The following is a 13651-nucleotide window of genomic DNA, read 5'->3' on the forward strand; positions in this document are numbered from 1 at the left end:
AAAAAAGTTAGCTGAAGGACAAACCCCACGGAAAGGGAAGTGGGCAGCCGGAGTGGTGGTCAAACAAGCAGTAGCTATTATTCCATAATAGCTACTATAGGAAGCGTAGATCTGAGCATGTAGTGATAAGGACTGAGCGAATTTTGCTCAGTTTTTCTTAGTTCAGGTTTTTTAGTTAAAACGTCATGATCAAATTGTGCTTATCATTGATTGTAATAAAGGTTGTAGTATAAGACGTGAATTTATAGGTATGTATTAATTCATTTGTATAGATTAATAAATTGACAGTTAAGAAAATAGATTATAAACTTACATAAAGTAACTGTATTTCAAAATGTAATTATATAAAAGAAGAGAGGACAATGGTTATGGAAAGAACATTCTTTAGCAATCGTGCAACATATGTAGGCGACGTATCCATCCATGTTACGAATCTGAACAACTCACTTGATTTTTATCAGAACATCATTGGATTCCATATCCTTGAAAGGAATGAGCGGAAGGTGGTCTTAACAGCGGATGGCAAAACATCATTACTCACCTTAGAGGAGCCAGAAAAAGTATTATCTAAGCAGGTGAAAACAACGGGTTTGTACCATTTTGCATTATTATTACCAACACGTGCTGATCTTGGTTCTTTTTTAATGCACTGTTTGCAACAAAATGTCCAGTTAGGGGCATCTGATCACCTTGTTAGTGAAGCATTATATTTATCAGATCCAGATGGTAATGGTATTGAGGTCTATTCTGATCGACTATCGTCAGCGTGGGAGTGGATAAATAATCAAGTGACCATGGCAACAGAACCGTTAGAAGGTGAGGGGCTTCTAGCTGAATTGAAATCACCATGGATGTATTTACCAAATAAAACGGTTATGGGTCATATTCACTTGCATGTCGCACACTTAGAAGAAGCCAAACAATTTTATGTAGAAGGTCTTGGATTTAACGTCGTTTCCAACTATCCTGGTGCATTATTTATATCTACAGCGAATTATCATCATCATATTGGACTTAATATATGGAATGGTGAGGGAGCACCGGCACCGGAAAATAATAGTGTGGGTCTAAAATTATTTACACTTGTTTACCCAGATAAGCAAACATTAGATGATGCAATCGACCGCTTAAAGGCTAGTGAGGTTAAAATAAAGGAAGAGAATAATGGATACTTAGTGGAAGACCCTTCAAAGAATCTCATTCATTTACGGAAATAAAAAAGCTATCATTTCCTAGCTCTTTCTTTGAAGAATTTCTAAAGAAATTTAAATATGTCTACATGTTTTTGTGACTTTTTGATACATTAAACCGTAGTACAACTGATAACTTTTTGTAGAAGAGGAAGGTCACATGGCATATTTATTTTTGATTATTGGTTTCGTTTTGTTAATTAAAGGTGCAGATTTATTTGTGGATGGTTCATCGAATATTGCTAGATTGCTTCGCATTCCACCAATCTTAATAGGTTTAACAATCGTGGCATTTGGTACTAGCTCACCTGAAGCAACGGTGAGTATTGTTGCGGCTTTACAAGGTACTGCAGATGTTTCAATGGGGAACGTTATTGGGAGTAATATTTTTAATTTAACACTTGTCGTTGGGATTGCGACGATTTTGTTCCCAATCAAAGTAGAAAATGAGACGATTCGTAAGGAAATTCCATTTACATTATTGGCCAGTGTAGCACTATTAATTTTAATTAGCGATACGGTTTTACAAGGGTTTGAGATAAACTATATCTCTCGAAGTGATGGACTAATCTTTTTACTATTCCTTTCTGTTTTTATGTATTATGTGATTGAGGTCGCATTAAAGAGTAGAGAAAATACAGCGCAAGACAAATCAGCAAAACAAACAAAATGGGGGAAGAACATTTTAATTACAGTACTGGGATTAGCTGGTATTGTTATTGGTGGACAAATGGTAGTTAATAACGGGAAGGAAATCGCTTATTCACTGGGAATGAGTGAAGCTCTAGTTGGTTTAACAATCATTGCAGTTGGAACTTCCCTTCCAGAGCTAGTGACCTCCATTACAGCTGCTTTGAAAAAGGAAAGTGAAATTGCATTAGGAAATATCGTTGGAAGCAATATCTTTAATATCTTATTTGTACTTGGAACATCATCTGTGATTACGCCACTAGCTGTTAATGGTAAAGTTATTATAGACATTATCATGATGATTGGTTTAACGGTTTTGCTGCTAATTTTTTCGAGGACAAATTATCGAATAGGGAAGACAGAGGGAGTATTTCTTGTAGCTGGTTATGTGCTATATGTAGCTTACATTATTATTCGGAATTAACAAAAAAATAAGCATAAGATGAACTGCACCTCCGTTGTTAGACAGATCTTACAATAGGGTGCAGTTCAATTATACGTTAGTGCTCCTATTTTATAACTGTTGGTACCAATTTCTCGCAGCCTCTACCTCACTTAACGTTAACTGATGACCTTGATTTTCCCAATGTAATTTTACATTTGCTCCTGCATTTTCTAATAATTGCCTCAGTTCTTCAGATTCTTCAGCAGGACATATTGGATCATTCGTACCTGCTGCAATAAATACATTGATCCCAGAAAGATTTGGTAATGAAATTCCTCTTCGAGGTACCATCGGGTGATGAAGAATAGCACCTTTTAAGGGATTTTTATAATGAAAAAGTAAACTTGCAGCAATATTAGCGCCATTGGAATATCCAACAGCAATGATATGATGACGATCAAACTGATAGTTTTCTGCAGCCTCATCTAAAAATTCATTTAGTTCTTTTGTACGGAAAATTAAATCTGCTTCATCGAATACTCCTTCTGCTAATCGTTTGAAATAGCGTGGCATTCCATTTTCAAGAATATTACCGCGTACACTGAGGATATTCGCTTCTGGATCAATTTTACTTGCCAATGGAATAAGATCCTGCTCCGTTCCGCCTGTACCATGTAATAATAAAAGCGTTGGTTTTGTTTGATCTGTTCCTTTTTGAAAGATATGCTTCATGATGAATCTCCTTCCTGGATTATGCGCGGCGTCCAACTTGTTTAAGAACATCAATTAACGATTTCTTTTGCTCATCGTTAATTCCGATAAACAATTCTTCAATAACCTTTTGATGCTTTGGGAATATTTCATCCATTAATTCCTTCCCAGCATGCGTAATATGAATATAAACAACGCGCCGATCTTCATGGCAATGTTGCCTTTCAAGTAGACCTTTCTTTTCTAGCTTATCAATCACGTATGTGATAGAGCCCGTACTAATTAATACTCCTTCCGATATTTCTCGAATCGTTTGATTTCCTTTATGGTATAGCGTTTCTAATATAGTAAATTCAGAAGTTCGCATACCATAGCTGCTGATATCCTTTTTTATTCGCTCCTGAACGGCTTTTGAAGACTTCATTAATACAACAAATGATTTTAATGATAGATTTTCACTCAATATTTAACCACCTTAGACATTTATATTTAATTAATTTATTATTAATTAAATGTAAATCATTCGTTAGAGTCTGTCAACTTATTCATGTGTGTAACAATCGTCATTTATTTCTTATCAACTCTCTTTTTCGTGCTAAAAGTCTTTGGAATTCTTCATCTAGTTCCTCTGAAGGTTCTATACTAAGTTTACTTAGTATTTCTGTAATTTTTGTTTCTAATACAATCAATTCTTGCTCTGTTGCATTTTCTTCCGTCTTTGGTATATGGTTTTTGAATTCGTCATAGGTACCTTCAAAGATGTCAACTGTACCACTTTTAAAAGCAATAATTCGTGAGGCAATGCTTTGGATAAAACGCCGATCATGGGAGACGAATAGTACTGTTCCCTGATAATTTTTTAGCAATTCTTCCAGTGCTTCTACTGCTTCGATATCTAAAAAATTGGTTGGCTCATCTAAAACAATGGTGTTTATATTACTTACAAATAACTTAGCAAAAGCAACCTTTACACGTTCTCCCCCACTAAGTACTTGCACACGTTTATACACATCATCTTGAGAAAAGTGGAGCCTTGCCAATACAGTCCGAATCAAGGTCTCATCTTGAATCGATGTAATACTGACATTCTTTATAATGGTTTCATTTGTATCAAGTATATCTAGGTTTTGACTAAAATAACCAATTTTCATTGATGGCGAATGATGAACATGTTCTCCTTCGTTTACCATTTTTTTAATAAGCGTAGTTTTCCCACTTCCGTTAGGACCAATTACGGCGATTTTATCTCCGCCTCTAACGTGAAAACGAACTTGATTAAAGAGAGTGCGTTTTCCCACCTTTCCTTTTAGGTCTTCAACACGTAAGATTATCCTACCATTTATCTTTATATCATTAGGTAGATTCATTTTAATGGGAGTAGGTTCTTTCACTTTATCCACTTTTTCTAGTTTCTCTAACCTAGTTTCTATGGCTTTGACTGTTTTCCGTAATTTTTTTTGTTTATTAGCAAAATAGGGTTTGGCACCTGTTATTTTGGCTTCTGAGTTAGTTGTCTGCTTTGGCTTTTTAGTTGCTCGTTGCGCTTTTTGTTCTTTTAATTCTAGGGCTTCTTCCAATTGCGTTTTCTTTTTGATATATTGATCATAAGCCTGCTCCTGCTGTCTTCTTTCGAGCTTCTTTTGTGCGCGATAATCTGAGTAATTGCCTTTGTATACGGACAATCTCCCGTCTTCTAATTCCCAAATGGTCGTACATAGTGCATCTAAAAATTCTCGATCATGGGAAACGATGATCAATGCACCATGCCATTTTTGTAGCTGTTTTTCCAACTTTTCAATATGAAATGTATCCAAATTCGTAGTCGGCTCATCCGCAAATAAGATATCTGATTTTTTTGCCAAAGAATGGTTTATATATTCTTGTGTAACTTCACCACCACTTTTGGTCGTAGTTGTTCGTTTCAATTGGGGAAGTAATTCACGTGTTCCTTGTGAGATTACCTCACCTTCTTCAGGCGTTTCTTCACCTGCCAGTAGTTGGAGCAAGGTTGTTTTTCCGCTGCCATTTTTTCCGACAAGACCTATTCGATGGTGCTTATGGATACGAAGTGTTTCTACATCAATTAATTTCCGATCCTGTATAAATACTTTTAATTTTTGAGCTTCCAATAACTTCATACATTTCATCTCCAATTCCTTTAAAAGTAGAGACAAAAAATGCCTCCCACTCATTTCAGAATAGGAGGCAAATGTGTATTGGCTAACTTACACGGTTGTCTGCGAATAATCAAATACATTAGACAGCGTTTTTTTAACCAGTCACATCAAGCACAATCCTATTCTGAAACTTCGTTAATGGCATAGCAAAATAAACAGATTGAATCTGTTATTAGACTACCCTTACTCGAATGTTTTCAGTGAATAGGATTAGTACTTCATGTAATTAGGTCACCCTTTACAATTTTATTAGTGCAATTATATATAATTTCCTTTATTTTGTCTATAATACAATCGGCTAATAATTCAAATATGGTGTTAGACATTTATGATAGCCCTTTACAAAAGAGCAAGTATTTTATATAGTGTATATACCTAATATTTCTAGGTAGGTGAGAAAATGTTTAACCGAGAGTTAGTAAAAGGAAGTACTTCCTTACTTGTATTACAGCTTTTAAATGAACGCGATATGTATGGCTATGAGCTAGTTAAGGAAATGGACCAGCGTAGTGAACATCATTTGCAAATCAAAGAAGGAACATTATATCCCGCGCTCCATAAACTCGAAAAACAGGGATATATTACTTTTTATTGGCAAGAGCAAGAAAAGGGACCAGCAAGGAAATATTATTGCATAACAGAGCAAGGGAAAGCAATGCTGGAAGAGAAAACAAATGAATGGCATCGCTATGTACAGGTGATGAACAATTTAATCCGGAGAAAGGAATCATGAAGACAGCAAGTCAATACTTCCTTCAAGAACTAGAACAAGCAATAGGTGATCATCCAGATAAAGTTAATATTTTAGCAGAATATGAATTACATGTTCATGAATGGATGAAGGAAGAAGGTGCTGAATCTGTAGATAACTATTCGAAATTAATTGAAAGACTTGGTTCCCCTCAAGAAATAGCACTTTTGTGGAGACAGGAAGCAGCGATTACTCCTAAAAAAACACAATGGTTATTCGTTGGTTTAAATATTGCTATGTTTCTTGGCGGAGTAATTCTAACAATAATTTATAATGTTTTCTCTTGGCATTGGGTGGAGCAATTATGGCATGGACTAACAGAGACTACTTTTATTATAATGATTGTTTATACATTATTTTGGGGACTATTAGGCTATGAAATTGGTAAGGAGTTTGGTGATGGTGGTAGAAGGCTATTACATAAAACGTTTATCGTCTCTGTTGTACCAAATTTACTGCTTATGTATTTAACCCTTTTTAAACTTATTCCCTATGAGTGGTTTCAGCCCTTGTTAAATGTGCCCTTTATCATGCTTTGTATAGGTTTTACAGTAGTTTTATATCCCGTGTGTTTGGTTGGTTTTCGTTGGGGACGTAAATTATCTGTATAATAAGTGCTTAGCCTTAATCATACGATACAGCGTAGTGATTGTTTTACTAAAAGTAGCGTGATAATAACAGCAACTTGATCGCGCTGCTTACACATTAATTTCAGATTAAAATTTTTAGTTATATACATAGTTATTCTATATACATAGTTATTCTATATATAAAATAACAATGTTTGGAGGGATTAGATGGTAAACCAAATAAATTTGCGAGGTGTGTGGTTATTATTAGTATCTTTGGGATTAGGGATAGTTGCAGAAGTTTGTTTTTTTCATGGTAAGATAGGTATCTCCTATATCGTATTTATTGTGGCATTATATATGGTAATATTTCTGCATTTTCAATTTGCATTTTATCATCGAAGAATTGGTATGCTGTTGATGGTTGTTATTTGGCTATTAGCAGGAAGTTATTTATATTTGGACTCGATTCTGTTTTATGAAATAAACTTAGTTGTTATTCCGTTACTTATATATTGTCATCTTGTCTTAATTACAACACCAGACCAATACGCTTGGGTTAGTATTGAATTTGTAACAATATTGAAAGAAAAGTGTAGCCAGTCCGTACGTTATAGTTTAAATGCTTGTGACGAATTATTTAAACGGGTTTTTAAATACAATAATAAGGATATGGTAATACCTATAAAACCCATACTGATTGGACTAGGAATTGGTATCCCATTGTTACTCATTGTTATAACCTTACTAATGTCTGCCGATAAGGTGTTTCAAGAATTAGTGCTGCGTGTACCCAATTTTATAATGCAAATGAATCTTTTAAAGGAATTTTGGCGTATAGCTATTGTGCTATTAGTAGCATTCTTTTTCTTCGGTTTGTTTCGTGTTTTGCCAAAAAAGCCCTCTACTCGTGAAGGGATAACAGGCCCACAAGAAAAAAATTGGAACGGGCTGACAGCAGTTACGATTCTTCTCATGCTGCTTTCTGTGTATTTACTGTTCGTGTGCATTCAGTTTTCGTATTTTTTTGGTGAAAGCCTTCATTCCGGTTACACTTTTGCTGAATATGCAAGGAAAGGTTTTTTTGAATTAATCATTGTAACATTAATTAATTGGTCGATACTAATTAGCTTTATGCGCTTCGTACAAAATACTAGTGTCAAGCTTAACCGTATGTTAAAAATTCTTTACACTTTGCTGATAGGTTTGACTTCGATTATGCTTATTTCTGCATATCAAAGGCTCAGTATGTATGAAGAAGCATATGGTTATACGTTAGATCGAGTATTAGCGCATGGATTCATGATCTTCCTTATGGTAATATTTGCATATACATTAATACGTGTATGGTTAACAAGACTATCACTTTTGCATTTTTATCTTATAGCAGGAATGATCTTTTATACAGGGATGAATGTGATCAATATAGAAAAGCTTGTGACAGATAAGAACTTAGAAAGATATGAAGAGACTGGAAAGATAGATATCTATTATTTGAACACACTTTCATATAGTGGATGGAATGGCTTGCTACAACTATATACAAAGGAACCTAACTATCATGGATTAGAGGAGTTATTAATAGGACGAATCAACCAGGTGCAGCGGAATACAGAAAAGTCGTGGCAATCCTTTAATTTTACTAGACAGAAGATAGAAGACAAATTAGATAATTTATATGTAGATTAAAAAACGATCCCTGGTTTTTCAATAGGGAGTTTAATGCAAGGGGGATCTTTATGAACGCATACATTCCTACACATGTTGCTATTATGATGGATGGTAACGGCAGATGGGGAAAACAACGAGGGTTAACGAGAAGTGAAGGACATTATGCTGGAGCACAAGCTATGGAGCATATTATCGATGCTAGTATAGAATTAAATATAAAAGTCTTAACATTATATGCTTTCTCATCGGAAAATTGGTCACGCCCAAAAGATGAAGTTAATTATTTGATGCAGCTACCTGTTAAATTCTTTAAACAAAAACTTCCAGAGTTTCAGAAGAGAAATATAATGATTCGCTTGTCAGGAAATATCGATGAATTGCCAAAGCGGACAAAACAGTCACTTATTCAAGCTGTCGAAGAAACAAAGAATAATACTGGAATCGTTGTTAACTTTGCCTTTAATTACGGAGGAAGAGCTGACATTTTACAAGCAATCCGTAAGATCATTGATGAAGCTCGAAATGAACAAATTGATATTAATCAAGTAGACGAAAAGTTGTTTCGAAATTACTTGTATACAAGTGAACTGCCAGATCCAGAGTTAGTAATTCGTACTGGTGGAGAAAAAAGAGTTAGTAATTTTCTATTATGGCAATCTTCTATGGCAGAGCTCTATTTTTCCGATGTGTACTTTCCGGATTTTAATGAACAGGAACTATGTGCTGCAATACGAGAATTTCAACGTAAACAATGGACGAAACATAGCGAACTATTAAGTTAAAAGCTCAAGCTTGGTCTAGCCAAGCCTTGAGCTTTTTTATAATCTAGGAAATTATAAAATAATTTTGGAGGTTATATTCTAGTTTCCATAAATAGCATTGACTATCTCTGAGCCTTATCCTTGCTTTAAAGATTCTGAACGGTTTGAAGCTTATAGTCTTTCAATTTACCTTGATAAATTGCTTGAAAATGATTAACTTGCTGTAAATCATGTGGTGTTACTAAGGATATAGGCTTATCAAAATCGACGATGTCACTCTCTTTCAATACACTTGCAACAAACTGAGAGCAAAAGAAAGCATTTTTTCGGTTAAATGGCATATTAAAAATAATGGCAATTAACCCTAAGAAATTATAGCGATACTTATCTTTTTCCTCTTCAAGCTGTTGAATATATGCTCGCATTTGCTGCCATTGCTGTTCCGTAATAGTAAAGGATAGAACTACACCTGTTGCCTGCTTAAATAGTCCATTTTTTACGTCCTCTTGAACAAACCCACCGATAAAAGGATTTTTAGCTGTTTTTCTTCCGAAACTATAAACACGTTCCAAAGAAGGATCAAACGAGATAGAAGCATGATTGTATGGTTTTCTAGTATATAACCGGATCAGTCTCGTAAAAACTGTCCCAGTATCTGTTAGCAGTATATAAACTTTTTTATTCTGCATAGCCCTCTCTCCCATTAAGCGATACTTCATGAGTTAAAATTTCTAAATGATAAGTCCAACTATATTAATTAATACGTAATAAAGTCCTAAATAGATTCTAAAAAATTTTTAGATTTTGTTCTAGTCTAGGAAATTATAAAATTAGCCATGTGGAAAAATATGGGTGTGTTGAGCCGTCCAGCTCCAGTGCTCAGAAACGAGGCGACTTCACGACACCCTAGGATAGTTATCATCGGCTTGTAAGCATACCGTGATTCCTTTATCTCCGTTGACTCGCTCCACAGTCGCTACGTTTCTAATTGAGCGCTTGTGTTTTTGTTCCTACTTAATCATAAGGTACTACTTCATTAATTATAAGTAGCTTAGGAAATATCTAGGTATACGACTTGAGATGTATATTTTCAAAACATGTGTTGACAAATTATAATACATGTAATAAATTTATTACACATGATAATTATTTGTTTGTCAATGGGGAAGAATAAGTGTCCATGGTAAATGCATTGATAATGAAGCCAGGAGTGTTAGAGAGAAATGGATAAGAAGCATCATTTAAATGGAGACCAGCTACTTGCTTTTTTTGAGGCATTAGCTAATCCTCATCGCTTAAAAATTATTTCTATTTTAGATCAGGAGCGAAAGTATGTTAGTCAATTGGCTAGAGAGGCAGAGATGAGCAGACCTTTATTGTATATGCATTTACAGAAGTTAGAAAAGGCTGGAATTGTCACGAACGAAATGGAGTTATCGCATGATGGAAAAGCAATGAAATATTATGAGCTCGCTTCTTTTGATTTTAGAATTACTCCAGAACTAATCAAAGAAGCAGCTAAAACAATAACATTTAAAAAGAAAGAAGGGAAATAGGAATGGATTCTGAAACAATGTATGAATTAGCAGGAATGCTTTTTGTTGTGTTTCTTATTGGGTTTGCGGTTGTATTACTTGTATCGCTTACGAAAGTGTGGCAGACAAGAATTAAAACTTCAAAGGAAGAGGTATATCAAAAACTTGCTGCCGAAGCAATTGAAGTACAAAAAGCGTCTAATACGCATCAAGAAAAATTAACTGCTGATATGAAAGAAATCAAAGAAAAGGTTGCTTCCATGGAAAAAATGCTAAAAGAAGTGGAGTAGCAGTGAGAAGCTCAAATATAACTTAAAGACTTGCCGCTAAGGCGAGCAAAAAAGGTTTTAAGATAGTGGTTATGTGAAATGTTTCAGGGAAGTTCTTCTAGCGTAATAAAAGACTCCGACTTCAAGCAACACTGATCGAGTGTTGTATGGACATTATAATGTGGAGCATTTTTCAATCGTCAGGAAGGTTTCAACCAACACATGGTACGTATCGATGAAATAGTTAAATTAACTTGCAATTTGGAAAATATGTGCTATTCTAGTAATAGTTAAAAATGAACGGAGGTTTTCCTAATGATTTTAAACAGACTACGTTTCCAAAAGATTGAACTATTAACTGAATAAGTTCAAGGACGCTGGCTTGTACTGTAGCGTAAATGGGAATAGTCTGCCTTTTAGGAAATCATATAGTTCTGTAAAAAAGGGGGGTATACCTCCCTTTTTTCGTTTAGAAAAAATAAAGGGTGATCTATATAATACAGTACACAGGCAGTGGTCTGTGTTTTTTATTTGGTTATAATTAGCCATCACAAAAGGGGCACTAACTATGGGGAGGAGTGGTTGTCATGACATTGTCAAAAAAACAAGTTATGGAATTGGCGGAAAAACATAATATGAATTTAGTGGAACAGTCGCTAAAAGAGAATCAATCTGGATTAGATTTTCATGTTTTCTTTGCGGAGGATCAGCTTGGTGATCAATGGGTGCTTCGGATGCCGAGGCGTAAAGATGTAATTCCAAGGGCCCGACAGGAGAAGCGAATATTAGATATTGCTGAAAGGAATCTTACTGTTCAAATCCCAAATTGGTCTATTTTCACCGATGATTTGATTGCGTATAAGCTATTAACTGGTATTCCGGCAGGGACTATTGACCCTGAAGCAAAAAGTTATGTTTGGGAAATTGACGACAAGAATGTACCAGTTGAATTTCATATAACCTTGGGAAAAGTAATAAAAGAGCTACATGAAAGTAATCATCAATCTGCTAAGGAAGCAGGAGTGACCGTTTATACACCAACAGAATCACGAGCATCCATGAAAAGCCGTATGGATAAAGTGCAGGCAGAATTTACGATTAGTGATTCATTATGGGAGCGTTGGCAAAGTTGGCTTGAAACAGATGCGATGTGGCCAGAACAAACAGCAATGATTCATGGTGATTTACATGCAGGCCATATACTAATTAATAAGCACGCGGAGGTTACTGGGATTATTGATTGGACAGAAGCTAGAGTAGATGATCCTGCTAATGATTTTGTAGCGCATCTTGCATCATTTGGAGAGGATGCCGTGAAAAAATTAATTGCTGCATATCAAGAAGCTGGAGGTTATGTTTGGCCAACCATGTTTGAACATATTGTTGAGCTTACTGCAGCTTATCCGGTTTCCATTGCCGAATTTGCATTAATCTCTGGAATAGATGAATATAAAAACATGGCACAAGAAGCGTTGATGTTAAACAACTAGTCTTGTTTACTAGTATGTGTCAAAAAAGGAGACAGGGACGAAAGTGTTTTAAGCAAAGAAAAAGCGATGACTCGTGCAATTAAACGGATCTGGCAATATACTTCGCTTTATGTGGGCGGCTAACGAGTCTCATCGTGTTAACGTACTATGTGGCTTCGCCTATGCCTTTTTCCGCAGGATAAGGCATAGGCAGCGCTACATCGCACGTAGAAAAGCGCTCTTCTTTTTCAAGAAGTCTACGTATATTTCCGGAGTTATAGTAGTACATTCTTCATTTAGAATTGCATTTAGCTAAGTACCGCCTTGATCATTCTTTCTTTGTTGCCTGTGTCATTTGATTCCAAATAGAGCCTTTTGCTTCTTCTCCATCTTCAATTCGTGCTAAAGCCATCTTCACTTGCATTCTAACTTCAAATTCAGGATCTTCCATAGCAGTTCTTAGAGCTGAAATAGCAGTTTCATCTCCTAGCTCGTATAGAAACATCGCTGCACGCCAGCGAACAAGTCTGCTTTTATCAGATAAGGAGTGGATTATCTCAGGTATCGCCTCTTTAAATCCAAGGTCGGAGAGACAATCTCCTGCTGTTCGCCGAACATTGACAGCTTTATCTGTTAATGCTTTATATAAATAGGGAAGTACGTCTTTGTCTTCAATCATGCCGAGATAGGCAGTTGCTAATCTACGAATGGATGATTTTTCATCCTCTAGTGCTTTGTCTAAAACAGGTAAATCTTCTTTTGTTGGGTTCATTTGATCCAACGCAGCATAGCGTTCTTTCCAGTTCGGATTATTAAGCATTTCAAGTGTCACCTTTTTATTTAGAGAGGAAACAAAGGATGTATCATTAGTTAAGGCATAATTGACAAGGTCAGATAATCGCTGGTTGTCGTAACTTGCTGAAACCTCCTCAACGACATCCTGTCCGATCTCCTCTAGATCACCGTATCGCGGGTTTTGCTCGATCCATTTTCGTTCTTCAAGCATGTTTTCTGAAGCTGTGGAAGCGTTCATTGCAGCGTTCATAAATCTATCAGGCAGGCCGAAGCGTTTTTCATTGTCACCTTCTGTTAATTTCACCTGCATCGGAATATAGCGGAATGTTTGAATATAAACATGGACTTCTCCAAAAGCCTCTTCGTTACTAGCGCTGGTCGAAATAACATCATCATTTTCTTTTTCTACTGATCCTAAAACTTCTCGAACCGCCGGAAGTATTTCCTCCCAAGCAACTCGCGGATTTCGCTCCAGTGCGATAAAATTAATGACGCGGTAGATACCTTTTACTCCTTTAATTTCGAACAATTCTTGTATATAAACAGGTGCATCCTGTTTGTCATCAGCTAATGTAAAGTTTTGAGTTTGTCCATCCGTGAGGTGTTCATCAACATTAATTTTCATGGAATATGGGCTAGGTGTTGGTTCAATTGATACAATCTTCATAAAACATTCCT

The 13651-nt window shown here is 35.7% G+C and carries 14 protein-coding genes; 9 read left to right on the plus strand and 5 right to left on the minus strand.

From position 1 onward, the window contains the following. Positions 1-368: 368 nt before the first annotated feature. Both JUJ52_RS21315 and JUJ52_RS21320 read left to right on the plus strand, forming a co-directional pair. The gene (locus tag JUJ52_RS21315; protein ID WP_205389472.1) at positions 369-1217 is read left to right on the plus strand and encodes a VOC family protein; all 849 of its coding nucleotides are present in this window, start codon (positions 369-371) and stop codon (positions 1215-1217) included. A gap of 133 nt (positions 1218-1350) precedes the next feature. Beyond that, complete coding sequence (locus tag JUJ52_RS21320; RefSeq protein WP_026679874.1) at positions 1351-2304, plus strand: calcium/sodium antiporter; 954 nt, start codon at positions 1351-1353, stop codon at positions 2302-2304. Positions 2305-2394: 90 nt separating this feature from the next. On the opposite strand, the gene JUJ52_RS21325 is transcribed toward JUJ52_RS21320, so the two are convergent. The 3 genes from JUJ52_RS21325 to JUJ52_RS21335 all read right to left on the minus strand — a co-directional run bounded on the left by JUJ52_RS21325 (position 2395) and on the right by JUJ52_RS21335 (position 5114). Further along, the gene (locus JUJ52_RS21325) at positions 2395-3000 is read right to left on the minus strand and encodes an alpha/beta hydrolase (RefSeq protein WP_205389729.1); all 606 of its coding nucleotides are present in this window, start codon (positions 2998-3000) and stop codon (positions 2395-2397) included. Between the two features lie 16 nt (positions 3001-3016). Beyond that, on the minus strand, positions 3017-3439 hold the full coding sequence (locus JUJ52_RS21330; RefSeq protein WP_026679876.1) for a MarR family winged helix-turn-helix transcriptional regulator: 423 nt from the start codon (positions 3437-3439) through the stop codon (positions 3017-3019). A 100-nt stretch (positions 3440-3539) separates the two neighbouring features. After that, complete coding sequence (locus JUJ52_RS21335; RefSeq protein WP_026679877.1) at positions 3540-5114, minus strand: Vga family ABC-F type ribosomal protection protein; 1575 nt, start codon at positions 5112-5114, stop codon at positions 3540-3542. A gap of 439 nt (positions 5115-5553) precedes the next feature. On the opposite strand from JUJ52_RS21335, the gene JUJ52_RS21340 reads away from it, so the two are divergent. From JUJ52_RS21340 to JUJ52_RS21355, 4 genes are all read left to right on the plus strand, one after another. Further along, entirely contained in the window at positions 5554-5886 is a 333-nt protein-coding gene (locus tag JUJ52_RS21340) for a PadR family transcriptional regulator (protein ID WP_026679878.1), read from the plus strand. Next, positions 5832-6515, plus strand: coding sequence for an HAAS signaling domain-containing protein (locus tag JUJ52_RS21345; protein ID WP_226983605.1), 684 nt, complete (start codon positions 5832-5834; stop codon positions 6513-6515). Before JUJ52_RS21340 ends, JUJ52_RS21345 begins: the two co-directional genes overlap by 55 nt. A 186-nt stretch (positions 6516-6701) precedes the next feature. Further along, complete coding sequence (locus JUJ52_RS21350) at positions 6702-8162, plus strand: DUF4153 domain-containing protein (protein WP_121604400.1); 1461 nt, start codon at positions 6702-6704, stop codon at positions 8160-8162. A 50-nt stretch (positions 8163-8212) separates the two neighbouring features. Continuing rightward, positions 8213-8926: an undecaprenyl pyrophosphate synthase gene (locus tag JUJ52_RS21355; RefSeq protein WP_034678401.1), complete on the plus strand. Its 714-nt coding sequence runs from the start codon at positions 8213-8215 to the stop codon at positions 8924-8926. 125 nt (positions 8927-9051) lie between these two features. On the opposite strand, the gene JUJ52_RS21360 is transcribed toward JUJ52_RS21355, so the two are convergent. Continuing rightward, positions 9052-9594 carry a hypothetical protein gene (locus JUJ52_RS21360; protein ID WP_034678403.1) on the minus strand — a complete coding sequence of 181 codons (543 nt, stop codon included), beginning with the start codon at positions 9592-9594 and terminating at the stop codon, positions 9052-9054. Between the two features lie 534 nt (positions 9595-10128). On the opposite strand from JUJ52_RS21360, the gene JUJ52_RS21365 reads away from it, so the two are divergent. From JUJ52_RS21365 to JUJ52_RS21375, 3 genes are all read left to right on the plus strand, one after another. Then, positions 10129-10461 (plus strand): ArsR/SmtB family transcription factor, encoded by a 333-nt coding sequence (locus tag JUJ52_RS21365; protein ID WP_026679882.1) that lies wholly within the window; start codon positions 10129-10131, stop codon positions 10459-10461. A gap of 2 nt (positions 10462-10463) precedes the next feature. Beyond that, complete coding sequence (locus tag JUJ52_RS21370) at positions 10464-10730, plus strand: hypothetical protein (protein WP_026679883.1); 267 nt, start codon at positions 10464-10466, stop codon at positions 10728-10730. Between the two features lie 566 nt (positions 10731-11296). Next, positions 11297-12199 carry a macrolide 2'-phosphotransferase gene (locus JUJ52_RS21375; RefSeq protein WP_121604401.1) on the plus strand — a complete coding sequence of 301 codons (903 nt, stop codon included), beginning with the start codon at positions 11297-11299 and terminating at the stop codon, positions 12197-12199. 307 nt (positions 12200-12506) lie between these two features. Here the strand turns inward: JUJ52_RS21375 and JUJ52_RS21380 are convergent. Beyond that, positions 12507-13651: conserved virulence factor C family protein (locus JUJ52_RS21380; protein ID WP_308036067.1), on the minus strand; the 1145-nt coding region annotated here is incomplete at its 5' end.

The organism is Virgibacillus sp. AGTR (assembly GCF_016919725.2).
GTDB classification, from domain to species: domain Bacteria; phylum Bacillota; class Bacilli; order Bacillales; family Amphibacillaceae; genus Virgibacillus; species Virgibacillus salarius.

Excerpts from the sequence above, each read along its gene's own strand:
- JUJ52_RS21315 (WP_205389472.1), top strand. The coding sequence starts at position 369 with ATGGAAAGAACATTCTTTAGCAATCGTGCAACATATGTAGGCGACGTA.
- JUJ52_RS21320 (WP_026679874.1), top strand. The coding sequence starts at position 1,351 with ATGGCATATTTATTTTTGATTATTGGTTTCGTTTTGTTAATTAAAGGT.
- JUJ52_RS21335 (WP_026679877.1), bottom strand. The coding sequence starts at position 5,114 with ATGAAGTTATTGGAAGCTCAAAAATTAAAAGTATTTATACAGGATCGG.
- JUJ52_RS21340 (WP_026679878.1), top strand. The coding sequence starts at position 5,554 with ATGTTTAACCGAGAGTTAGTAAAAGGAAGTACTTCCTTACTTGTATTA.
- JUJ52_RS21345 (WP_226983605.1), top strand. The coding sequence starts at position 5,832 with ATGGCATCGCTATGTACAGGTGATGAACAATTTAATCCGGAGAAAGGA.
- JUJ52_RS21350 (WP_121604400.1), top strand. The coding sequence starts at position 6,702 with ATGGTAAACCAAATAAATTTGCGAGGTGTGTGGTTATTATTAGTATCT.
- JUJ52_RS21355 (WP_034678401.1), top strand. The coding sequence starts at position 8,213 with ATGAACGCATACATTCCTACACATGTTGCTATTATGATGGATGGTAAC.
- JUJ52_RS21360 (WP_034678403.1), bottom strand. The coding sequence starts at position 9,594 with ATGCAGAATAAAAAAGTTTATATACTGCTAACAGATACTGGGACAGTT.
- JUJ52_RS21365 (WP_026679882.1), top strand. The coding sequence starts at position 10,129 with ATGGATAAGAAGCATCATTTAAATGGAGACCAGCTACTTGCTTTTTTT.
- JUJ52_RS21370 (WP_026679883.1), top strand. The coding sequence starts at position 10,464 with ATGGATTCTGAAACAATGTATGAATTAGCAGGAATGCTTTTTGTTGTG.
- JUJ52_RS21375 (WP_121604401.1), top strand. The coding sequence starts at position 11,297 with ATGACATTGTCAAAAAAACAAGTTATGGAATTGGCGGAAAAACATAAT.